The organism is Bradyrhizobium sp. 17, from assembly GCF_023073515.1.
Lineage (GTDB): Bacteria > Pseudomonadota > Alphaproteobacteria > Rhizobiales > Xanthobacteraceae > Bradyrhizobium > Bradyrhizobium canariense_D.
In genome coordinates this window covers 1-21,429 of sequence record NZ_JADPJQ010000069.1, presented here as the reverse complement: position 1 = coordinate 21,429, position 21,429 = coordinate 1, and the positions used below count along the sequence as shown (strand labels likewise).

At 61.3% G+C, this 21,429-nt stretch carries 22 protein-coding genes and 2 pseudogenes; 21 read left to right on the top strand and 3 right to left on the bottom strand.

The features are described 5' to 3' along the window. From IVB13_RS13560 to IVB13_RS13545, 4 genes are all read left to right on the top strand, one after another. A partial coding sequence (locus IVB13_RS13560) for a toprim domain-containing protein (protein ID WP_247489151.1) occupies positions 1-1,016 on the top strand: 1,016 nt, incomplete at its 5' end. Positions 1,017-1,347: 331 nt separating this feature from the next. Beyond that, positions 1,348-2,271 carry a DUF2493 domain-containing protein gene (locus IVB13_RS13555; RefSeq protein WP_247489149.1) on the top strand — a complete coding sequence of 308 codons (924 nt, stop codon included), beginning with the start codon at positions 1,348-1,350 and terminating at the stop codon, positions 2,269-2,271. A 138-nt stretch (positions 2,272-2,409) separates the two neighbouring features. Next, positions 2,410-2,892: a hypothetical protein gene (locus IVB13_RS13550; RefSeq protein ID WP_247445811.1), complete on the top strand. Its 483-nt coding sequence runs from the start codon at positions 2,410-2,412 to the stop codon at positions 2,890-2,892. A 549-nt stretch (positions 2,893-3,441) separates the two neighbouring features. After that, positions 3,442-3,762 carry a DUF736 domain-containing protein gene (locus tag IVB13_RS13545; RefSeq protein ID WP_018454792.1) on the top strand — a complete coding sequence of 107 codons (321 nt, stop codon included), beginning with the start codon at positions 3,442-3,444 and terminating at the stop codon, positions 3,760-3,762. A gap of 541 nt (positions 3,763-4,303) precedes the next feature. Here IVB13_RS13545 and IVB13_RS13540 read toward each other — a convergent pair. Next, a complete protein-coding gene (locus tag IVB13_RS13540; RefSeq protein WP_247445812.1) occupies positions 4,304-4,744 on the bottom strand; it encodes an NlpC/P60 family protein in 441 nt (146 codons plus the stop codon). 1,435 nt (positions 4,745-6,179) lie between these two features. After that, complete coding sequence (locus IVB13_RS13535; RefSeq protein WP_247445814.1) at positions 6,180-6,416, bottom strand: helix-turn-helix transcriptional regulator; 237 nt, start codon at positions 6,414-6,416, stop codon at positions 6,180-6,182. 182 nt (positions 6,417-6,598) lie between these two features. On the opposite strand from IVB13_RS13535, the gene IVB13_RS13530 reads away from it, so the two are divergent. Further along, positions 6,599-6,874 (top strand): DUF2285 domain-containing protein, encoded by a 276-nt coding sequence (locus tag IVB13_RS13530; protein ID WP_247445815.1) that lies wholly within the window; start codon positions 6,599-6,601, stop codon positions 6,872-6,874. Positions 6,875-7,076: 202 nt separating this feature from the next. Here IVB13_RS13530 and IVB13_RS13525 read toward each other — a convergent pair whose 3' ends face one another. After that, positions 7,077-7,304: a helix-turn-helix transcriptional regulator gene (locus tag IVB13_RS13525; RefSeq protein WP_247445836.1), complete on the bottom strand. Its 228-nt coding sequence runs from the start codon at positions 7,302-7,304 to the stop codon at positions 7,077-7,079. A 215-nt stretch (positions 7,305-7,519) separates the two neighbouring features. Between IVB13_RS13525 and IVB13_RS13520 the strand changes: the two genes are divergently transcribed. The 16 genes and pseudogenes from IVB13_RS13520 to trbF form a co-directional block, all read left to right on the top strand. Then, entirely contained in the window at positions 7,520-7,798 is a 279-nt protein-coding gene (locus tag IVB13_RS13520; protein ID WP_247445816.1) for a DUF2285 domain-containing protein, read from the top strand. Between the two features lie 160 nt (positions 7,799-7,958). After that, on the top strand, positions 7,959-8,150 hold the full coding sequence (locus IVB13_RS13515) for a DUF6499 domain-containing protein (RefSeq protein ID WP_346732280.1): 192 nt from the start codon (positions 7,959-7,961) through the stop codon (positions 8,148-8,150). Between the two features lie 139 nt (positions 8,151-8,289). Further along, a complete protein-coding gene (locus IVB13_RS13510) occupies positions 8,290-8,730 on the top strand; it encodes a DUF2285 domain-containing protein (protein WP_247489147.1) in 441 nt (146 codons plus the stop codon). A 382-nt stretch (positions 8,731-9,112) separates the two neighbouring features. Further along, a pseudogene (locus tag IVB13_RS13505) lies at positions 9,113-9,730 on the top strand (DUF3363 domain-containing protein); the annotation flags it as partial. Between the two features lie 47 nt (positions 9,731-9,777). After that, positions 9,778-11,631 (top strand): annotated as a pseudogene (locus IVB13_RS13500) (conjugal transfer protein TraG); the annotation flags it as partial. Positions 11,632-11,641: 10 nt separating this feature from the next. After that, positions 11,642-12,064, top strand: coding sequence for a CopG family transcriptional regulator (locus IVB13_RS13495; protein ID WP_247489144.1), 423 nt, complete (start codon positions 11,642-11,644; stop codon positions 12,062-12,064). Positions 12,065-12,448: 384 nt separating this feature from the next. Continuing rightward, complete coding sequence (locus IVB13_RS13490; protein ID WP_247489143.1) at positions 12,449-13,111, top strand: hypothetical protein; 663 nt, start codon at positions 12,449-12,451, stop codon at positions 13,109-13,111. 82 nt (positions 13,112-13,193) lie between these two features. Then, positions 13,194-14,510, top strand: coding sequence for an MFS transporter (locus IVB13_RS13485; RefSeq protein WP_247489164.1), 1,317 nt, complete (start codon positions 13,194-13,196; stop codon positions 14,508-14,510). A 253-nt stretch (positions 14,511-14,763) separates the two neighbouring features. After that, complete coding sequence (gene trbB / locus IVB13_RS13480) at positions 14,764-15,684, top strand: P-type conjugative transfer ATPase TrbB (protein ID WP_247489141.1); 921 nt, start codon at positions 14,764-14,766, stop codon at positions 15,682-15,684. After that, positions 15,681-16,007, top strand: a complete 327-nt coding sequence (locus tag IVB13_RS13475; RefSeq protein ID WP_018459011.1) for a TrbC/VirB2 family protein — start codon at positions 15,681-15,683, stop codon at positions 16,005-16,007. Before trbB ends, IVB13_RS13475 begins: the two co-directional genes overlap by 4 nt. Continuing rightward, positions 16,007-16,270, top strand: a complete 264-nt coding sequence (locus IVB13_RS13470) for a VirB3 family type IV secretion system protein (RefSeq protein ID WP_247394338.1) — start codon at positions 16,007-16,009, stop codon at positions 16,268-16,270. The genes IVB13_RS13475 and IVB13_RS13470 overlap by 1 nt, the downstream gene beginning before the upstream one ends. A 9-nt stretch (positions 16,271-16,279) precedes the next feature. After that, complete coding sequence (gene trbE / locus IVB13_RS13465; protein WP_247489138.1) at positions 16,280-18,715, top strand: conjugal transfer protein TrbE; 2,436 nt, start codon at positions 16,280-16,282, stop codon at positions 18,713-18,715. Next, on the top strand, positions 18,712-19,446 hold the full coding sequence (gene trbJ, locus IVB13_RS13460; RefSeq protein WP_247489136.1) for a P-type conjugative transfer protein TrbJ: 735 nt from the start codon (positions 18,712-18,714) through the stop codon (positions 19,444-19,446). Before trbE ends, trbJ begins: the two co-directional genes overlap by 4 nt. 2 nt (positions 19,447-19,448) lie before the next feature. Next, on the top strand, positions 19,449-19,820 hold the full coding sequence (trbK-alt, locus tag IVB13_RS13455) for a putative entry exclusion protein TrbK-alt (RefSeq protein ID WP_247489134.1): 372 nt from the start codon (positions 19,449-19,451) through the stop codon (positions 19,818-19,820). Positions 19,821-19,823: 3 nt separating this feature from the next. After that, entirely contained in the window at positions 19,824-21,059 is a 1,236-nt protein-coding gene (trbL, locus tag IVB13_RS13450) for a P-type conjugative transfer protein TrbL (protein ID WP_247489132.1), read from the top strand. 47 nt (positions 21,060-21,106) lie between these two features. Further along, positions 21,107-21,429, top strand: a 323-nt coding sequence (gene trbF, locus IVB13_RS13445) for a conjugal transfer protein TrbF (protein ID WP_247489130.1), incomplete at its 3' end; no start/stop codon positions are given.

Here is a 21,429-nt window from a genome sequence, read left to right as displayed (position 1 = left end):
CCGAGGCGGTGTGCCGCCACTATCTCTCCAACGGCAAGCGGCAGGGCCGGTACTGGCTGGTCGGGGATGTCCACAACACCCCTGGCCGCTCGTTGTTTGTGCGGCTCAAGGATTTGCCGAAAGGCCCTGCCGGAAAATGGACCGACGCCGCAACCGGCGAGCATGGCGATCTTCTCGACGTCATTCGTGAAACATGCGGCTTGCGCGATTTCGGTGAGGTCGCAGAGGAGGCGAGGCGCTTTCTGAGGCTGGCTCGTAGTGAACCGGAGGTCGCCCCGAAACCCGTTCGTCCGTTAGCACCGGCTGGATCGCAAGAGGCGGCGAGACGGCTCTTCATGATATCCCAACCGATCGAGGGGACGCTGGTGGAGACATATTTGCAGCGTCGCGGGATCGCCCACGTGCACCATGGTGGCAGTCTGCGCTTCCATCCGCGCTGCTATTATCGGCCCGACGAACACCTGCCAGCCGAGACCTGGCCGGCGATGATCGCCTGCGTCACGGATCTCGAATGCAGGATCACTGGCGTGCATCGCACCTGGCTCGACCCGGACGGCTTTGATCGCATTCGGCTGGGCAAAGCTCCGATCGATACCCCACGACGCGCGATGGGCGATCTCCTCGGCAACGCGGTTCGCTTCGGCGTGCTGGACGACGTGCTCGCTGCCGGCGAGGGAATCGAAACCATGCTTTCGCTACGTTACGTGCTGCCGAGCATGCCCATGGCGGCTGCGCTCTCGGCCAATCACCTCTCAGCCATGGTGCTTCCCACTGGGCTGCGCCGGCTCTACATCTCCCGCGATCTCGATGCTGCCGGCGATGCGGTGCAGGCGACTCTCAGCCAGCGCGCAGCGGACGCCGGCATTGAAGCAATCGCGCTGTCGCCCCGGCTGGGCGACTTCAACGAAGATCTCCATGTCTTCGGCCTCGATGCCGTCCGAGCAGCGTTGCGGTTCCAGCTCGTGCCAGAGGACGTCGTTCGCTTCCTGCATTCCTCGACGGTGCCCGCGGAATAGCTCCCGATCTTCAATCGACGTTGATGGGCCAGTCATAGGCGAGGCCAATACCGGAAGAGGACGCGACCTCGGCCTTCTAGAGGGCGATCGGACGGCAAGCGGGTGCGGGCCGGCAATGGCTGCGTCCGGCTATTTTCCGCCGCGCGCCGGCGATGTGAAGACACATCGTACGTTTGGCTAGCGCGCTTTGCATCGCGAAGCAAAATAGCCGGCCTTCGCCATCCTCCGCTGCCGCTTCGGCCCTTTCGGGTTCTGGCACGCTCCGCCCGCCGTCAGAGGATCGCCACGAAGGCCGCGATGGTCGCGGCCGATCCGGCAAGGACCTCTTCCCATGACCGACCATGACGACATCGAACCGCCGCACAACTCTTCTCCGACCGACCACGTCATCACCGAACTACAGCTCTTCGGCCATCGTCCATTCGACGACCAGCCCGATCCAAGACCGCTCCCCGAGGGCAAGATGATTGGCGGCGCCGTCGCAGATATATTCGACGCCCTGGTCGCGACCCTGAGCGACACGCGGCTTGAGCCGGATCTTGACGATCTGCTCTGGTCGACAGTCAACCTGTTCCATCGTGCCGTCGACCGCATCGAGCGGCAGCTCGATAATAACGAACAGGCGCAGCAGAAGAGCCACCGCGAGCAGAACGGCTCCGAAGTGCGATCGGTCGAGCTTGAGCGCCTGACAGCCGAAGGCATCACGCTGATCGAGCGCCGCAACTGCCTGGAGCTCTTTCGCGACCAGGCCATCGAACGATTTGAGGTCAACACCGGCGCATCCTGGCGGCCGCGATCGGGATCATTGGTCAACCACCGCACGCTCACCGCGGCAATGATCGACTCCCGCGACTTCATTGCCGCCAAACGACGCGCCGAGACCGAGGTCTTGTTGCCACCAGGACCGAAAATCGTACTCACCGGCGGGCTCGACTTCAATGACCACAACCTCATCTGGAATCGCCTCGACAAGGTTCATGCCAAGCACCCGGACATGGTCCTCCTGCATGGCGGCTCTCCCAAGGGCGCCGAACTGATCGCCTCCAAATGGGCGACGAGCCGCAAGGTGCCACAGATCGCGTTCAAGCCCGACTGGACCAGGCACGCCAAGGCGGCGCCGTTCAAGCGCAACGATGCGATGCTCGAACTCCTGCCGATCGGCGTCATGCATTTCCCGGGCACGGGAATTCAGGACAATCTCGCTGACAAGGCGAAGCGGCTCGGTATTCCCGTTTGGAAGTTCGGCGGCGCATGAGCGCCGTCTACTCGCCTCCAAGACGGCCAAGATGGGGCTGCGCGCCGCAACTCCGCCTCGTTTCGATTTTACGTGCAAAGCCGCGCCGTGGTGGTGGTGGAGGCGCGACCAATACGTCTGTGCATTGGAGCCACCGCCATGCTCGCCCTTGGGCTTGCCCTCAACACGCTTGGCATCGGTTTGTTCTGCTGGCTGCTCTTTGCGCTCGCGGTCTATGCCTTGCCGTTTTTCGTCGCAGTTACCGTCGGAATGTCCGCATTTCGTGATGGCGCGGGCGTCTTCGGCGCACTGCTTATCGGAATTGTTTCTGGCGCGCTGACGCTTGCCGCTGGTCAGCTCACTCTCGCCGTTAGTCAGTCCTTGACCTTGCGCGTCGCGATCGCAACCGTCTTCGCGGTCCCCGCGGCAATCGCCGGCTATCATGTGGTGTTTGCCCTGTCGCAGATCGAGGTCGCCTCGCTGGTTTGGCGCGAGGCCTTTGCTTGCGTAGGTGCGCTTTGCATCGGCGGCACGGCATGGGCGCGTTTGACCTTTTTCGCGAGGACCCGCCCATCGGACTCGGCCGGGGTGGTGGAGAATACACCTCGACCAGTTCTTACCGCCGCCAAGCACGAGCAATGAGGCGTCGTTGCCATCAGGTCCAGCAAGCTCGCACAGAGACCAGGTTGAACGAGAGAGCGTCGAGCTTGAGCGAAAGGTAACCGCGGCCCTCCTCGAACCCTTTAAGCAAGCCCCACCAATCTCTGTCTGGCCCGCATAGCTGCGGTGAGGCGCGCCGCGCTCGATCATTTCTGCGGGGACGATACCGCCCTTTGCGGCAAATTGTTTCTCCTTCTGCGCGGATCCGCACCGACCTCTTGCTCAGCACACCGAGATTCGCCAAATCTTCTCCTTAAGATTGCGGTTCAGCACGCGGACGCACGTGGCCTCTTTGATGGCTCGATCTGGCCCAAGAGCGGCTGCGCCTCGATCGTCTGAGCCGCAACGCCGTTGGAGCGACTTTCTTCCCCTGGGCTGGCGCCCATTCCTCGCGAGACAAGAAAGTCGCTCCAACGGCGTCCTCCGCTGCGCTCCGGCCCGCCAGCGGGTGCGTCGCCGATCGTCTTCGGCCTTTAGATCGCCATCGAGGCCGCGGTGGTCGCGGGCTCGAAACACAACAGGAGAAGTGACATGGCTAACATCGGTTCTTTCAAGAAAGTCGGCAACGATTTCCAGGGCGAGATCGTCACCCTGAGTTTGCAGGCCAAGGGCGTCCGCATCGTCGCCGAGACCAACCGCTCCAACGACAACGCTCCCAGCCACCGCATCTATGTGGGCCGGGCGGAGATCGGGGCGGCCTGGTCCAAGCGCTCCGAGGAGGGCCGCGATTACCTCTCGCTCAAGCTCGACGATCCCTCGTTCAACGCGCCGATCTACGCGAACCTGTTCGACGACGAAGGCGGCGAGGGCTACACGCTCTTGTGGTCGCGGCCGCGCAAGAACGGGGAGTGAGGCTCGGTCCAAAGCCCCGCCCGAGTTGATCGGGCGGGGACTTTCTTGAACCCTTGGCTGCAGTCGATCTTGCTCGAGGTAAAACTATTTTGTCGTCCACTCCGCGAGGGGAGATCGCCGCCAACATTCACCGCAAAGGCCTTGCAACCGTAGGAGCCGAAACCATGTTCGTCGGTCCGGATGAGACAAAGACGAGAAGCGGCCGCCGGGCGTTGGGAAGTCGCTATGCCGAGCTCAACGTTGCCATTTCCGACGTTGGCCGGAGTCGTGCGAGCGCGACTCCAATCGAGCCATTGACGGACTCAAGCTGTTTCGAGGCGACAGCGCGAGCAAGCAGCGATCGCCCTAGCAGGACGTGGCCTCGTTAGGATGCAGCCAGCCATAACCGAATGGATACGAATCAAACGAAGGCAAGAAGGATAGCAATCTAGCCGTCCGGTCAAACGCAACCGTTCCTCATCCCGTCGAGCTTCGGTACTTTTGAGGCAGGGGGACATGAACAGACGTTGCGTGTCCGCCAGAGTGACCAGCATTGCGAAGACTACCTTCGAGTATCGGTCCGCGCAAGTTGGCGGAGCCGCTTTGCGCCAACGAAGGTTCGATATTCGGGAAGCTCGAGAAATTGAGCAAACGGCCAGATCACCGGAGCGGATTGCTTCTTGCTCAGATGAATAGCTTGGTTATCGCCCAGGTAGAGCGCGACATGTGCTCCCCAAGGGTTTTCCGTTCGATTGAAAAGCAAGAGGTCGAGCGGCTTCAATTCATCTGACACCAAGCAGGTGTCGGTGGTGTCCTCCCACAGGTTGCTCGACCGAAATGGGTAAACGTCATACCCGAAATGCTTAAGCAGCGCGTAGGCGAAGTTCTGGCAATTCGGGCTCTCTGAAAGGCTCGGCAGAATTGGCGTATCTGGATCGTGCTCTTGATTGTACCTAATCCTCCAGAAGTGGTCGGGTATCATGTCCGCAGACACGGTCTTCATAATCTTAAACTTTCGTGCTCGAGCGTTGAGGTATCTTACTGCCTTGCCGTGGCTGCATCAATTGTCAACAGAGCAACGGCACTCCGACCTGAGGACTTCCGGCGAATAATCGGCAGTAACAATCCCTGCTGTGTCGCAATCGAGAAAGCCGGCCGATTGGTTGCGAGGTACATGGGCGACGGCGGCCTTCTATTTCGGCTATCTGCGGAAGGTGCGCCCGCGCAACCACCGCACCGGTCCCGATGGGCCGGAATCCTGGCGCCGTTGCCGTCGTTGACGTTCATGCTTACACTTTGGGCGCGCGAACCTATTTTGCCAACTGCGTGGCGGCAGTGCCGCGCGAATTCGGTCACCAACAAAGAGGACGGCGAGCACCTTCCTCTCACTCTGCGACTCGGCGGCGTCGTACTCTTGCCGCGTCAAGGTTGACCCAGAACTCGGAATACACATCGCGATGAGCGAACGAGAGAGCCGTGATAGTCCTTGCCCATCAGCACGCCAGCCGAGTTGGCGAAGCAGGATGGCAGCGGCACGAATTCCTTTGTCACGATCTGCATCTCTCAAGGGATATTTTGACTCAAACTCGGCGAGAAGATGCGCCGGTTCGATCAGTCCAATGTGTCGGAGTTCGTAGAGCGACTCCCTCGGGCACTCGCCCGGATGATTGCGCGTCAATAACCCGTGAAGCCACTCTAGTGCCTATCCCGAATTCGCACGTCATCGCCTCCACGACGCCCGGATTCAAGACACTCGAATTGGCAGAGAAGATCGCCGCAAATGGCAACGGCCAACTAAAGGTTGTGTCGGCGCTGGTCTTTGGTGAGGTCCAGCAGAAGTCGCGCGAGGGCGGCCCCTGAGATCCGAAGCATTTCGAGAGCGCGTACCGCATGGTGCGAACGCCGTCAGGTCCTGTGATATTGGTCGACGATGTGTGTACGAGCGGCGGCCACCTGGTCGCAGCGTATTGACGTCTCAACAAACAGGCCAGTCCAGTTGTGCTCGCCTGCACGTTTGGCAAGACGACCAAGGCTCGGCTTAAGAGTCCCATCGGAATGCGCAAAGACGAGATCGACGTGACTCGTCGATAGAAGCGCTTGGCACCACGAGAAGTCGGTCCAACTCGGCATTATCCAAAACCGTGTTCGATCCGGGCGCGAAGCCGGAATGCAGTTTCCAGCTTGCTGTGCCAGATCAGCAGATCAGCTTCGAGTACGTGTCAACCGTCGCCTCCAAGACGCGAGCGGCGGAGGGACCCTTGGGTGATCTCCATTGCGCAGCTTGCTTTTCCTTGCGCTAACGCGGCCGCATGACTTGATCGGCCGGTCGGCACATTCACCCCACTGGCCGCTACCCATTTTCTGGCGCCGGTCCTTTCCGTCCCGCAGCCACAGGGTCTGCGAAGTCTCAACGGCGAAATGCAGCTAAGTATCCAGCTCTAGTCTGGCCGCGGATTCTTCTTCTTCGCAGGACGTGTCAGCAGGTCCGTGACCTCAACGCCAAGAGCGCGCGCAAGACGCTCGACGACATCTATACCGGCCGCATAAACACTCCGCTCGAGCGAGCTGATGTAGGTTCGGTCAATCTCGGCACGATGTGCCAGCTCCTCCTGTGACAGGCGACGGGCGTGTCTGTACTTCCTCAAATTGATCGCCAATATCTCGCGTATATCCATACGCGAGAGGCCATGCTCTTGTAGAGTATTTCGCCACGGAGTATTCTCTACAAATCATCAGGCGCGGGCATGTTCAGCTGCTTTCTATGTTGTTGGCGTGGCGAATGCAGTTACAGCTGCTGCGTTCAAGAAGCCGGCGTGGAAGTACACAGATGCCGCTCTAATTCTTGGGCAGAAACTCCATGAAAACTCCGCCACTTGACCCGGATGTCGCGACCTCTGCACCCGCAGATCCCGCAGTCACGTCCTATGACGAGGAGCATCTGGTGACGTATTGGCGCCTTCTCGACGCGGTGACCCATGGCGCTGATTGGAAGGAAGTAGCTCGCGTCGTGCTGCATATTGATCCAGAAAGCCAATCCGTGCGGGCTCGAACCGCCTTCGACAGCCATCTGGCGCGCGCAAGATGGTTGGCACATCACGGCTACCGTCATATGTTGCGCGGCGGCGCAGGTTGATAGCAGGATTTACCACTTGGCCACCCCCAGTTAAGAAATCAATTCTCTCCGTCCATGACGGATCCGTTGTGAGCATCACGGGAAACAGAATTGACGCCCTCCACGACAACCTGATTTGCACAGCCTTGCGCCTGACTGGGGCACTGTGGACCCAATCGCCCTTTGCGGGTCTCTAATCTCAAGTAGGGGCGACCGAGTAATATTATGGACGAATCTTGGCCGTCTTCTCCTCAAGCAATTGGGCGGGGCGAACTTCGAGAGCCTGCGAAACTTGCCACATCGTAAGCAGGGTCACATTTTGCAACCCTCTTTCCATACTACTGATGAACGCACGATCGACACCCATGCGCTCTGCCACAGCTTCTTGGCTCAGGCGAAGGTCTAAGCGAAATCGACGCGTGTTTGCTCCAAAAAGCTTGCGAATGTCCATCCGCAGGATAGGAAGCAATCGCGTATTTTGGCGCTACGTGTTATAATACGCGGCGAGGCTTCGTCGGGCTAAGGCTCGATTCGTTCCGCTTCGGCGGGCGCTGTTCGCGCACACAGAAATAGAGATAGATCCGGCGTCTTGTGGCTTTATGGCACGGTTGTGGCATGCCATCTAGAAATTGAGTAGGATCGAGCAACGAAGTTGATGGTACGGCCATGCAGACACCCCCACTCGAGCCCGACCTGGCCGATTCAGCTCCGAACGATCCAGTCCTTACGTCCTATGACGAGAAGCATCTGGTGACCTATTGGCGGCTGCTTGATGCAGCAGCCGCGGGTGCTGATTGGAGGGAGGTCTCGCGAATCGTCCTGCACATCGATCCCGATCGTGAGCCGACACGCGCCCGCAGGGCTTTCGATACTCATCTGGCCAGAGCAAATTGGATGGCGGACCGCGGCTATCGCGAGCTGCTTCGCGGCGGCACCGGCAAGTAGCAGAAAACAGCTGTCGCAAGCTTTTTCTCGAGAATAGCCGTCTGCGGAAATTCTGGTGATGCCCTGCAGGCATCGCGTGATGCCAGATTACTGACTTGTCGAACAACTGAAGGTTACGTAGATCGTCTCCTGCTACGGCCTGGCTTTTGGGATCATCTTAATGTCGACATTCGATTGGCGCTCACCGGAGAGTTATCAGCGCGCAATTATCTCAGGTGAAATGGAAGATTTCGCGTGGGAGCTCCTCCGCCGCAATCCTGAATATCAACGGGACTACCGGGAGGCGCGCGCCAAAGGCGGGCACGTAAGCCCCGAGTTCAGAAGGAGATGGGGCGTCTGCTTTCGCCCATGACCCGCAAGGGTCTTTCTACGAGCAGACCATCTTCTGGGCGCCCGAGGCGATGCCAACGGTGGTGCCGATCGTTCGGAGAGCGTCCGGCCCTCAAGGTTCGGACGTAGTACTTCCGCTTGCTGACCTTACGTCGGCCACCATGAGGCAAGCACCGGACGGCTGGCATGCCATCTTGCTGGTCCAGGGAGCGCAGCATCGATTATGGCTCAGAGAGGCCCCGCACCTCGGTACCGGATATGCCACCGAATTGCCGCTTGACGAGAATTTCGTCGCGCGCGCCCACGCCGCGCATCGCTTATGGCGAGCGCTGAACGGCCGCCCGCCGGGACCTGCCTTTCATCGGCTTTCGGCCCAGCAGCGGAAAAGACTCGGCCTCGCTCTGCGAGCGCGGGATGGGCATGAGGATGGCGCATCCTATCGAACGATCGCCGAGGTGATGTTCGGCAAAAGGCGGCTCATCGACCGCGGCTGGAAGACCCATGACCTGCGCAGCCGTACCATTCGCCTGGTCAAAGCCGGTCGCTTCATCGTGCGTACCGGCTACCGTGCATTGTTTCGATCGAGATCCCGCAAGAAATAGATCTGGATAGCGTACAACTGATGCAACCAGGTCAGGTTTGGCGCCTCTCGCCCTCCCGCTGACTTCACCGGCGGGCGGCCCGCGGTCGGATCTTACGCCTCATGCGTGCCGATCGCCTGCGGCGCATCGGAGCGCGTCGAACTTTCCCGCACAACGCCCAACAGCTGAGACGTCCCTGGCTGCGCAGCAGAATCGTCGGCCGATTGCTGACTACCAAAGCCTGCAGTCCTCTTTTCGCGATCGCAGCGCGAAACCAAAAGGAGGGGTGCCGAAATCGTCCTAACAATGTTCGGCATCCCCTCAAGTGCCTTCGCTCCTCCATGATGTCCGTCGACGCGCGATCAAACTCCGTCGCGCTCCATGACATCACGGGAGCGATCCGATGCTCGCCCGGCAAGCGGCATTGGCCGATGGGGTCATCGATTTAAGGCCGGAACGGGATGGTGCCCGGGACCCGTTACGAGACATTCGGATCGGGCGGATGCGGATGCTGGAGCGCCTGGGTGTGGCAGAGCCGGCGGGGCCCGCTCGCTGGGTCTTGGCCGAAGACGCCGAGCCACGCCTGAGGGCGCTTGGCGAGCGCGGCGACATCATCAAGCGGCTGCACAAGGCGATTGCCAAGGATGGTATCGCACGCTCACCGTCCTCCTTTGCGCTCGAAGGCGAGCATCACGGTGAACCGATCATTGGCCGTCTCGTCGCCCGCGGACACGACGACGAATTGAGGAGCAATGCCTTTGCCATTGTCGACGGCATAGACGGGCGCGTCCATCACCTCAAACTCCGCGATATCGAGGCGGCTGGCGACGGGCCGATTGGAGGCGTCGTGGAGCTCCGCCGCTTTGAGGATACGAGGGGACGGACACGCATCGCACTCGCGGTAAGATCGGAACTCGTCCTCGAAAAGCAGGTCACCGCGGAAGGCGCCACATGGCTCGACCGGCAGCTTGTGGCGCGCGAGCCTGCTGAGTTCTCGCGCGCCGGTTTTGGCGCAGAGGTCCGGGCAGCCCTGGAACAGCGGATTGATGTGCTGGCAGAGTACGGGCTCCCTGGTTCAAGCTCGGGCATTTGCCAGTTTATCAGCCGGCAGCTTTCTTTGGCTGGTGGTTCAAGTTCGATGCTTACGCCCCCGTCGTTTTTCTGGAGGGTGGCGCGATTGCTGCAAGCGGCGGCATCGCGGCCATAGCGATGGCCATGTTGCTCTCGGTCCTGCGGGCCCATGAAGGGCGGGACGTCACCACCTACGGCTCGGCGCGCTGGGCCGATCTACGCGAAGTCAAACGGGCGGGACTGTTAGGCCCTGACGGCGTCGTGCTCGGCCGGTTCGGACGTCATTATCTGCGCCACGACGGGCCCGAGCATGTGCTTTGCTTTGCGCCAACGCGCTCCGGCAAGGGTGTTGGCCTCGTCATTCCGACTCTTCTGACCTGGCCGGCCTCCACCATCGTCCATGACATCAAGGGTGAGAACTTCCAGTTGACCTCCGGATGGCGCGCGCAATTTGGGCCCGTGCTGTTGTTCGATCCGACCAATCCGGCCAGCGCCGCCTACAATCCACTCCTCGAGATCCGCCGTGGCGACTGCGAGGTGCGAGATGCTCAAAATATCGCCGATATACTCGTCGATCCTGAGGGTGCACTCGAGCGCCGCAATCATTGGGAAAAGACCAGCCACTCACTCCTGGTGGGGGCAATTCTGCATGTCCTCTACGCCGAAGCCGATAAGACCCTCGCCGGGGTTGCAAATTTCCTTTCGGATCCGTCTCGCCCGATCGAGGCTACGCTCAACGCTATGCTGGCGACTCCGCATCTTGGGACAGGCATCCATCCAGTCGTCGCATCAGCGGCACGCGAGCTTTTGAACAAAAGCGAGAACGAGCGCTCGGGTGTGCTCTCGACGGCGATGAGCTTCCTCGGGCTCTATCGCGATCCGGTAGTTGCCAAGATCACCGCGCGAAGCGATTGGCGCATCCGTGATCTCGTCGACCGCGCTGAATCCGTCTCACTGTACCTCGTGGTGCCGCCATCGGACATCGTCCGCACCAAACCCTTGATGCGGCTCATCCTGAACCAGATCGGACGGCGTTTGACCGAAAGCCTTGATCCCGACCGGCGCCGGCAGAAGCTGCTTTTGATGCTTGACGAGTTTGCAGCCCTCGGCCGGCTCGACTTTTTCGAGAGCCAACTCGCCTTTATGGCAGGTTACGGCATCCGCAGCTTTCTCATCACGCAAAGCCTTAACCAGCTCGAACGCGCCTACGGTCCGAACCATGCGATTCTTGACAATTGCCACGTCCGGATCGCCTTTTCGACCAATGACGAGCGCACCGCCAAGCGCGTCTCCGACGCGCTCGGAACTGCGACCGAATTGCGAGCCATGAAGAACTATGCGGGCCACCGCTTGAGCCCTTGGCTTGGGCACTTGATGGTCAGCCGCCAGGAGACCTCCCGTCCGCTGCTGACCCCCGGCGAAATCATGCAACTGTCTCCGCAAGACGCGGTCGTGATGATTTCCGGTGTGCACCCGGTCCGTGCCAACAAGGTCCGCTACTATGAGGATCCGCAATTCCAGCGACGTGTCTTGAAGCCGCCCCGCTTGGAGCCCAACAAGCAGCCCACCCGCCCAGATGACTGGTCAGCCCGCGCCCCAATACCGCCGTCGCGCCAGCTGCTGACCAGGCGCGCGGGCAGGAGCGACGAGGCGAACGGCGGCTTACGCCGCGAGCCGGAATTGCCGCAGCATGAGGAAATCGAGATCAAGACGCCGGCCGGCGAGCACGAGTTCGACCCCGAGCTCGAGGAGGGTGACGCGGATGCCGTCCAGGCGCAACTGATGAGCCGGTCGGTGCAGGGAGTTGCGCGAACCGTCACTCTCGATCCGGACGATGGAATGGATCTGTGAGCGAGGCAGCGTGAAAAAGGTCCAGCTCAGCGTCTATCTCGATCCCGAAACGTTCAAAACGCTTGAGACCTTCGCAAGCCGCGGTGGCCGGTCCAAGTCGCTGGTGGTCGAGGCCGCAATAGGTTCCTTTCTTTCTCCTGACGATTCCGATCGGCGCGAGGCTGTGATAGCAAAACGGCTGGATCGGATTGTGCGGGTGCTCGAGCGTCTTGAACGCAACGATGGCATCACGCTCGAGACCGTCGCGCTCTTCATCCGGTTCTGGCTGACCTCAACTCCGGCATTGCCGGAGCATTCGAGCCCTGCCGCTCGCGCCAAGGGCGGTGAGCGGTACGACCGCTTTGTCGAAGCGCTGGGACGACGACTTGCGAGCGGATCCAGCGTCCTGAAGGAGGTAAGCATCGACGTGCAAGCCTCCGAGAAGCCCGAATAGATACTTCTGCGCGCAGAGTGCCTGTGACGCCGCCTTGGCGAACGAGCGCCGGGCCTAGGTGGGCCGAACCGGCGCGCGCGCAGGCAGACTGACACAGAGTCGTGAAGCGCGGGGAGCTTTCTTGAGGTCCCAGAAGGCCATCGCGAGTGGCCCCTAGCTGCCGCGCAGGAGGCTAAGAGATCCCGCTCATCTTGAGCCCGCCTCATCTTTCTTTGGCTACGCCAGACTACGACGCCGATGTCGGCGCGATTGATGTCGTTGTCGGATTGGCCCTTCTGTCGACGCATCATCGCTGGGCCGATTCATCTGTTTCGACAGGAAAGCCACGCTGCACGGATAGCGTGTGCCGTTTCGTGCGGTCGCAATTGAGGAGCTGAAGAAACAATGCAGATCGATGCTGAGGCTGAAGGTCAGGCCAGCTCTATTGGGAATGGTTCCGATGGCGAGGTGCAGCCGAGCTCGAACGAAGGTCTGCAAACCAAGAAGATCATGGTTCAGCTCTCGGAAAGCATCTTGGAGCGGCTTGAAGCCGCGACCGAACGCCCGGGAGTCGGCAAGAGCGTGGTCGTCGAGACGGCGCTTCAGCGTTTTCTGGCTCCTGCGCAAGGGGCCGAAGGGCTCATTCGTGAAACTCTGGACCGGGTCAGTGGCCAGATGGCAAGGCTCGAGCGGCAGGTCGCGATCGTTGCCGAGACAGTGGCACTGCATGCGCGCTATCACCTCACCGTTACGGCGGCCAAGCAATCATCCCAGCAGCGGGACGCCGGCCTGCTCGGCCAAGAACGCTGCAACGTTTTGGTCCAACAAGTCGAGCGCGGAGTGCGGCTTGGCCAACCATTGATTCAGGAGACGATTGATCGGCTCGGAACGCCGAGTTGGCGCGCCTCTGAAACCGGCGGCGGTGTGTCAGAGAGGCGAACTGTAGAAGAACTGCTTCAGGAGGGTTCGTCCGCACCCGCTGTAGAGGGAGGCTCTCAGCCGAGCGCTGCCGCCGAGGAGGGCGGCAGCAAGCTGAACTTTCGGAACCTGTCCAGCTCGTTCTGTTGAGCGCACTGTCCAGAACGGCAGAAGCGGGCTGAAAGGGCTCGCCGCGCAAACAACGCCTGTGGTCCGCATCGAGCCGCTTCCTGTGTGGCGGCTCATCGCCTGCATCTTTCTTCCCTTCGCGGCCGGGTACTACCTTGCCTACCTGTTCCGGACGATCAATACCCTGATAGCTGGACCCCTTGGCTCCGATCTGGGGCTTGGCGCTGCCGACATCGGGCTGCTCACGTCGATCTATTTCCTGGTCGTCATGGCGGGTCAGATTCCCATCGGCATGTTACTGGATCGCTACGGGCCGCGCCGGGTCCAGAGCTTGCTATTGGCCGTGGCAGCAGCGGGGGCCGCGCTTTTTGGACTATCGACGGGTTTCGTTTCGCTTCTCATCGCCCGCGCGATGATCGGACTTGGGAGTGCAGCAGCGCTGATGTCGGGGCTGAAAATGATCGTCCTCTGGTTTCCTAGAGAACGTTTGGCCCTCATCAATGGCTTTATGATCATGCTGGGTTCGTTGGGCGCGGTCACGGCAACCGCTCCTGCCGAGGTGCTCCTGGAGTGGATAGGCTGGCGCGGCCTGTTCGCGGTGCTGGCCGCCGCAAGCGCGCTTGCTGCCATTTTGATCTATCTGGTCGCTCCCGAACGAGTCGACAGTCCATCGGGCAGCACGAAGCCGGCCACGCTGAAAACCATCTACTCTGATCAACGCTTCTGGCGGATTGCCCCCCTGTCGGCAACCTGCATCGGATCGGCTTGGGCACTGCAGTCCTTGTGGGCGGCACCTTGGCTTTGCGATATCGAACGGCTGAATCGAACAAGTCTCGTCAGTGAGCTGTTCGTGATGGCGGCCGTTTTGAGCCTCGGGGCGCTAGCCTTGGGCGTGCTTGCAACCTGGGTGCGCAGCCGTGGCAGGAATATGGAAGTATTGTTCGCGGCCGTCGCGGCCCTGTTGATCGGAGCGGAGATCGTCCTCATCCTGCATCCGCCCTGGCCGTCGCTTCTGCCGTGGTGCGTCGTGTCGGTGGCCGGATCGGCCACCGCTTTGACCTACGCCATCGTAGGAGATTATTTCCCGCCCCAACTGGTCGCGCGCGCGAATGGTGGTTTGAACGTCCTGCAATTTGGTTGGGCCTTCATCGTGCAGTACGGGACGGGACTGATTCTTGAGCGATGGCCCGTTGAGGCCGGCCACCATCCTTTGATTGCCTACCAGACCGCGTTCGGACTGAACGTGCTGCTACAGCTGGCGGCGCTCGCCTGGTTTGCCGTTCCACCGTTTCGAAGCCGGAAAGGGAAGAAGAGGACTTCGGCCATACTCCAACCGGCCTGCGGCTGGAACTCGGCTCATGCTGCTATCCCGGCGAGCGAGGCTGCGATCCTGGACGCGGATGAACACCTGGAGTGGTGACGCGAGCTTGACGGGCTGATGCCCAACGAGTGCGCCTTTTTCGACGCGCCGAACACGAGCTTACCGAACCTTCCTTTCCGACTCTTGCCGTTTCTACGCCAGACTACGACGGCGATGATCCTGTCTTGCGATAGCGTAGGATCTGCTTTTTCTACTTCTCACATGAGGCCGCTGAAGGGCAGGGCCTCGATCATGTGGGGCAGCCGTGGCGATACATTCATTTCATTCGGAAGCCGAGTTGCGCGGGGCGCGCATGCTCCGCACCGCCCTTGGGCCGGCCATTGCGGGCTTTTTGGAAGATCAGACCGTTGTGGAGGTGATGCTCAATCCTGACGGGCGGCTATGGATCGACCGATTGTCGAGCGGGCTTACAGACACCGGAGAGAGCCTTTCGGCAGCGGATGGCGAACGAATCGTCCGACTGGTCGCGCACTATGTAGGAGCCGAAGTTCATCCCGGCTCCCCCCGGATTTCGGCTGAGCTGCCGGAAACGGGGGAACGTTTCGAAGGATTGCTGCCGCCGGTTGTTGCCGCGCCGACGTTTGCGATCCGCAAACCGGCGGTCGCCGTGTTCGGCCTGGACGACTATGTCGCCGCAGGCATCATGAACGTGAGCCAAGCGAGCGCGCTTCGCAATGCGGTCGCCGCACGGAAGAACATCCTGGTCGCCGGCGGCACCTCGACCGGGAAGACCACGCTGACAAATGCGCTGCTTGCCGAGATCGCGAAAGGATCGGACCGCGTCGTTCTCATCGAAGACACCCGGGAGCTTCAGTGCAGGGCACCGAACCTCGTGGCGCTGCGGACCAAGGATGGCGTGATCTCGCTCTCCGACCTTGTGCGCTCCTCTCTTCGCCTGCGCCCTGATCGCATTCCGATCGGCGAGGTCCGTGGGGCCGAAGCCCTCGATCTCTTGAAAGCCTGGGGCACAGGACATCCGGGCGGCATCGGAACGATCCACGCCGGAACCTCGCTTGGCGCGCTGCGCCGGCTCGAGCAGCTGATCCAGGAAGCCGTCATCACCGTCCCGCGTGCGCTGATCGCAGAAACCATCAACGTCATCGCCGTGCTCTCTGGCCGTGGCGGCGAACGGCGTTTGAGTGAACTCGCGTGCGTCAACGGCCTTGGATCATCGGGCGACTACAGCCTTTCGAACATCGGAGATCAGTCATGACCACACGAGCCTCTCTCGCGCCCGGCTTCATCGAAATTGCAGCATTCGCCACATTTTCCCTCGCCAGCGCGCCGGCCTGGGCCGCCGGCTCGAACATGCCATGGGAGCAGCCGCTCAACCAGATCCTGCAATCGGTCGAAGGTCCGGTCGCAAAGATCATTGCCGTCATCATCATCATCGTAACCGGGCTGTCGCTCGCCTTTGGCGACACCTCGGGTGGTTTCCGGCGGCTAGTCCAGATCGTGTTTGGCCTGTCGATCGCATTCGCCGCATCGAGCTTCTTCCTGTCGTTCTTCTCATTCGGCGGCGGAGTGGTGATCTGATGGACGAGCCAGTCCCGGGATTTGTGGCTCCCGTCCACCGCGCGCTCACCGAACCGATCCTGATGGGCGGCGCGCCGCGCGCGGTTGCCATTCTCAACGGCACACTGGCCGCCGCACTCGGTCTCGGCCTGCGCATGTGGCTGGCCGGCCTTCTCTTCGCCTTCGTGGGTCACATGGCTTCGGTCTGGGCCGCCAAGCGCGATCCGGAATTCGTAGAAGTCGTGCGCCGGCATGTTCGCGTCCCCGCTCACCTCAGCACCTGAAGTCGTCCCATGATGAATCTTGCCGAATACCGCCGTTCAAGCACACGTCTTGCCGACTTCCTGCCCTGGGCTGCCCTGGTCGACGAAGGGATCATTCTCAACAAGGATGGATCATTTCAGCGAACGGCCCGGTTCAGAGGGCCGGATCTCGACAGCTCCGTGCCTGCCGAGCTTGTTGCGGTCGCTGGCCGCCTCAACAATGCACTCCGTCGCCTCGGATCGGGGTGGGCCGTGTTCGTCGAGGCGCAACGTCATTCGGCCGGACGCTATCCGCCGGATACATTCCCGGACGTCGCCTCGGCGCTGGTGGATGCGGAACGCAAGGCGCAATTCGAACAAGCCGGCAGTCATTACGAATCGAGCTACTACCTGACTCTCCTTTATCTGCCTCCGGCAGAGAGTGCGGCGGCAGCAGAGCGCTTGCTGTACGAGGGCGGCCAGCGCGCTGCGGGAGCCGATGCACGCGAGGTGCTCGCCGGCTTTAGTGACCGGACCAGCCGCGTGCTGCAGCTGGTCGAGGGTTTCATGCCGGAATGCGGTTGGCTTGATGGCGAGCAAACGCTGACCTACCTGCATTCGACGGTCTCGACCAAACGGCACCGCGTGCGCGTGCCAGAAATCCCGATGTATCTCGATGCGCTGCTGGCCGATCAACCGCTGGTAGGCGGTCTTGAACCCATGCTGGGCGACGCGCATCTGCGCGTCCTGACGCTCGTGGGGTTCCCAACCGTGACAACGCCCGGGATTCTCGACGAGCTGAACCGGCTGGCATTCCCGTATCGCTGGTCGACGCGGGCTATCATGCTCGACAAGACAGATGCCACAAAGCTCCTCACCAGGATCAGGCGGCAATGGTTTGCCAAGCGCAAATCGATCGCCTCGATCCTGAAGGAAGTGATGACGAACGAAGCCTCCGCGCTTTTGGACACCGATGCTCACAACAAGGCGATGGATGCCGATAGTGCGCTCCAGGAATTGGGTTCGGATCAGATCGGCGAGGTCTTCGTCACCGCAACGGTCACGGTCTGGGACAGGGATCCGCGCGCAGCCGACGAAAAGCTCCGCCTCGCGGAAAAGGTCATCCAGGGCCGGGACTTCACTTGCATGGCCGAGACGGTCAATGCCGTCGAAGCGTGGCTCGGCAGCCTGCCTGGACAAACTTACGCAAACGTCCGCCAGCCCCCGGTCTCGACCCTGAACCTCGCCCATATGATCCCGTTGTCTGCGATATGGGCCGGAGAGGTGAGGGATCACCACCTCAAGGCGCCCCCATTGTTCTTCGGCAAGACTGAAGGTTCCACGCCATTCCGGTTGTCTCTGCATGTCGCAGATGTCGGCCACACGTTGGTCATCGGACCGACGGGCGCCGGCAAGTCGGTCCTGCTGGCGCTCATGGCGTTGCAATTCCGCCGCTACAGCGCGGCGCAGATCATTGCGTTCGACTTCGGCGGCTCGATCCGCGCATCGGCGATCGCCATGGGGGGCGACTGGCATGATCTCGGCGGCGCGCTCGAATCGTCAGAGCTCGTCGCCCTCCAGCCGCTTGCGCGCATTGACGATATCGGCGAGAGAGGCTGGGCATCAGACTGGATCGCATCAATCCTGACGCGCGAGCGGATCGAGGTCACGCCTGAGACCAAGGATCATGTCTGGTCGGCATTGACCTCCCTCGCCTCGGCGCCGGTTACGGAGCGGACGCTGACTGGACTATCCGTTCTCCTGCAATCCAACGCTCTCAAGCGCGCCCTGCAGCCCTACTGCCTCGGTGGGCCATACGCGCGGTTGCTGGATGGCGAGCACGAACGGCTGGGTGAAGCCTCCGTCCAGGTGTTCGAGACCGACGGATTGATTGGGACCTCCGTCGCCCCCGCAGTTCTGGGCTATCTATTTCACCGGATCGAGGACCGCTTAGACGGCCGTCCGACACTGCTCATCATCGACGAAGGCTGGCTCGCGCTCGATGATGCCGATTTTGCCGGCAAGCTTCGCGAATGGCTCAAAACGCTCCGCAAGAAGAACGCCTCCGTCGTTTTTGCGACCCAGTCGCTTGCCGATATCGACGGCTCCAAAATCGCGCCTGCCATCATCGAGAGCTGCCCGACCCGGATCCTGTTGCCAAATGATCGCGCCATCGAGCCGCAGATCATGGCCATTTATCGGCGCTTTGGGCTGAACGACCGCCAGATCGAGATCCTCGCCCGCGCCACCCCCAAGCAACACTACTACTGCCAATCTCGACGCGGCAACCGCCTGTTCGAGCTCGGACTTGGCGAAATCGCGCTCGCCTTCGTGGGCGCCTCGTCCAAAGCCGACCAGGCTCTCATCGATCGGGTGCTTGCCGAGCACGGAAGGGACGAGTTCGTCACCGGTTGGCTCAAGGCGCGCGACCTCGGCTGGGCCTGCAACCTCATTCCGCAGCTCGCCAAACAGGGAGCACTCTCATGAACCGCATCCTGCCGATTCTGGCGGCAAGTATCATCGCCATGACCATGGTCCAAGCGCCCGGCGAAGCAAAGGCGCAGTGGATCGTGTTCGATCCCAACAACTACGCTCAGAATGTGCTGACCGCCGCGCGTGAGCTGCAGCAGATCAACAACCAGATCACATCGCTCCAGAACGAAGCGCAGATGCTGATCAATCAAGCGAAGAACCTGGCGAGCCTGCCTTATTCGTCGTTGCAACAGCTCGAGCAATCGATTCAGCGCACCCAGCAGCTACTCTCGCAGGCACAGCGAATTGCCTACGACGTCCAGCAAATCGATCGCGCGTTTTCCACCACCTATGCGCCGGCATCGGTCAGCATGTCCAATGGGCTCCTTGTCGCAAACGCGCAGACGCGTTGGCAGAACTCCGTTGCCGGGCTGCAGGACGCCATGCGGGTCCAAGCGAGTGTTGTCGGCAATCTCGACACCAACCGCACCCAAATGTCGGCCCTGGTGACGGCGAGCCAGGGCGCATCAGGTGCGCTTCAGGCAAGTCAGGCCGGCAACCAGCTCCTTGCGTTGCAAGCTCAGCAGCTTGCGGACCTTACGGCTACTGTCGCGTCGCAAGGTCGAGCGCAAACGCTCGAGTCCGCCCAGCGCGCAGCTGCGCAGGATCAGGGCAGGGAGCAACTGCGGCGCTTTCTGACCCAGGGGCAGGGCTACCAACCAACAACCGTGCAGATGTTCCACTGATCATGAAGAAACAACTTGAACGACTGCCCGCCGCGGCAGCGCTTGGTCTTGCTGTCCTGGTGGTTGGCGTCTGCGCCATTCGGTTGGGTGAGGACGGGAGCGCGACCCAATCTTCCGTCTATCTCGCGTCAAAACCCGATGCGACCGCGGCAAAGCTCGAGCAATGCCGCACCGTCACCTACGAGCAGAAAGAGACTCTTCTCGAATGCCAGAAGATCTGGGCCGAGCAGCGCAGGCAATTCTTGGCAGGAAGTAGATCGACAGGTGATCCGGACAGCCGGACAGGCGCGGCGCCATTGCTCTCCCCTGTCCCGCGCAAGGACGAAAGTCGCCACCCGTCCGGTTTTCCCTCCATTCCAAGCCAAACCGAGTGAGCCATGGGTGGTACCGCCGTCATCGATCAGTTCCTGGAAACCTTCACCCGCTACATTGATTCCGGGTTTGGCCTCGTCGGAGGCGAAGTAGGCTATCTCGCTACGACGCTGGCCGCGATCGACCTCACGCTCGCGGGCCTGTTCTGGTCCTTTGGCACTGATGAGGAGATTCTTGCCCGGCTCGTCAAGAAGACATTGTTTGTCGGCGTCTTTGCCTATCTCATCGGCAACTGGAACAGCCTTGCGCGCATCGTCTTCGAAAGCTTTGCAAGCCTTGGGCTAAAAGCCTCAGGCACAAGCCTGTCGTCGGCAGAATTTCTGCGGCCGGGCCGGATCGCGCAAGTGGGGCTTGATGCCGGCCGCCCCATCCTCGACTCGATCTCGGGACTCATGGGTTATGTCAGCTTCTTCGAGAATTTCGTGCAGATCGTGGTCCTGCTGTTCGCCTGGATTGTGGTGCTGTTAGCCTTCTTTATTCTCGCCATCCAGCTTTTCGTCACGCTTATCGAGTTCAAGCTGACGACACTTGCGGGCTTCGTTCTGATCCCCTTTGGCCTCTTCGGCAAGACCGCCTTTGCGGCCGAGCGCGTGCTGGGTAATGTCATTTCCTCCGGCGTCAAGGTCCTGGTCCTTGCCGTCATTGTCGGCATCGGTTCGAGCTTGTTCTCGCAGTTCACGGCAGGCTTCGGCGGCAACCAGCCGACCATCGAGAGCGCGATGGCACTGGTGCTCGGTGCGCTCACACTTCTGGGGCTCGGGATTTTCGGGCCCGGTGTTGCCAACGGCATCGTCTCCGGAGGTCCGCAGCTTGGCGCCGGGAGCGCTGTCGGGACGGGCCTCGCCGCCGGTGGCGTTGTTGCGGCTGGCGCAGGTCTTGCCGCCGGCGCGGCCGGTCTCGCGGGCAGCGCGATTGCTGGCGCGGCACGTGGAGGCAGCGCGATTGCAAGTGGTACGGTGAGCGTGTCGCGGGCGGGGAGCATGTCCGGCGCAGAGGCAAGTGCGTCAGGTGCGGCTAGTCCTTTACGTTCTCTCGCCGCTGGTCTTGGTGGATCGTCGAGCCATGCCGGTCGGGAAGAGGGGGACTCTTCCGCCGCGGCTTCCGACGCGCCCGCTTGGGTCCGCCGGATGAAGCGGGGGCAGACGATCAGCCATGGCGCATCGGCGGCTACCCAAGCGATCCGTTCGGGCGATCACGGCGGAGGGGGCGGATCTGTCGACCTCTCCCAACAGGACCGCTGACGCTTCACATCGACCATTTCCATTGCTGAGCAGCTTGAGGTCAAACAATGTTCAAACGATCGGCCGTTCACTATGGCCGCATGCCGGAACCTGTCACTCCGTATCAACGCGCCGCCCAGGTTTGGGATGATCGCATTGGGTCTGCGCGCGTCCAGGCCAAAAACTGGCGCCTGATGGCGTTTGCCTGCCTCTTCTTGTCCGCTGGTTTTGCCGCCGCCCTGGTCTGGCAATCCGCACACGGGACGATCACGCCCTGGGTAGTTGAGGTCGATCAATTGGGGGAAGCCAAGACTGTCGCTGCGGCAAATGCCAGCTACCAACCGACCGACCCTCAAGTCGCTTTTCACCTGGCGCGATTCATCGAGCATGT

Excerpts from the sequence above, each read along its gene's own strand:
- IVB13_RS13520 (WP_247445816.1), top strand. The coding sequence starts at position 7,520 with ATGCAGACACCCCCACTCGAGCCCGACCTGGCCGATTCAGCTCCGAAC.
- IVB13_RS13525 (WP_247445836.1), bottom strand. The coding sequence starts at position 7,304 with ATGGACATTCGCAAGCTTTTTGGAGCAAACACGCGTCGATTTCGCTTA.
- IVB13_RS13540 (WP_247445812.1), bottom strand. The coding sequence starts at position 4,744 with ATGAAGACCGTGTCTGCGGACATGATACCCGACCACTTCTGGAGGATT.
- trbJ (WP_247489136.1), top strand. The coding sequence starts at position 18,712 with ATGAACCGCATCCTGCCGATTCTGGCGGCAAGTATCATCGCCATGACC.
- IVB13_RS13510 (WP_247489147.1), top strand. The coding sequence starts at position 8,290 with ATGAGGCAAGCACCGGACGGCTGGCATGCCATCTTGCTGGTCCAGGGA.
- IVB13_RS13490 (WP_247489143.1), top strand. The coding sequence starts at position 12,449 with ATGCAGATCGATGCTGAGGCTGAAGGTCAGGCCAGCTCTATTGGGAAT.
- IVB13_RS13535 (WP_247445814.1), bottom strand. The coding sequence starts at position 6,416 with ATGGATATACGCGAGATATTGGCGATCAATTTGAGGAAGTACAGACAC.
- IVB13_RS13550 (WP_247445811.1), top strand. The coding sequence starts at position 2,410 with ATGCTCGCCCTTGGGCTTGCCCTCAACACGCTTGGCATCGGTTTGTTC.
- IVB13_RS13470 (WP_247394338.1), top strand. The coding sequence starts at position 16,007 with ATGGACGAGCCAGTCCCGGGATTTGTGGCTCCCGTCCACCGCGCGCTC.
- trbE (WP_247489138.1), top strand. The coding sequence starts at position 16,280 with ATGATGAATCTTGCCGAATACCGCCGTTCAAGCACACGTCTTGCCGAC.
- IVB13_RS13545 (WP_018454792.1), top strand. The coding sequence starts at position 3,442 with ATGGCTAACATCGGTTCTTTCAAGAAAGTCGGCAACGATTTCCAGGGC.
- trbB (WP_247489141.1), top strand. The coding sequence starts at position 14,764 with ATGCTCCGCACCGCCCTTGGGCCGGCCATTGCGGGCTTTTTGGAAGAT.
- IVB13_RS13555 (WP_247489149.1), top strand. The coding sequence starts at position 1,348 with ATGACCGACCATGACGACATCGAACCGCCGCACAACTCTTCTCCGACC.
- trbK-alt (WP_247489134.1), top strand. The coding sequence starts at position 19,449 with ATGAAGAAACAACTTGAACGACTGCCCGCCGCGGCAGCGCTTGGTCTT.
- IVB13_RS13475 (WP_018459011.1), top strand. The coding sequence starts at position 15,681 with ATGACCACACGAGCCTCTCTCGCGCCCGGCTTCATCGAAATTGCAGCA.
- trbL (WP_247489132.1), top strand. The coding sequence starts at position 19,824 with ATGGGTGGTACCGCCGTCATCGATCAGTTCCTGGAAACCTTCACCCGC.
- IVB13_RS13515 (WP_346732280.1), top strand. The coding sequence starts at position 7,959 with ATGTCGACATTCGATTGGCGCTCACCGGAGAGTTATCAGCGCGCAATT.
- IVB13_RS13530 (WP_247445815.1), top strand. The coding sequence starts at position 6,599 with ATGAAAACTCCGCCACTTGACCCGGATGTCGCGACCTCTGCACCCGCA.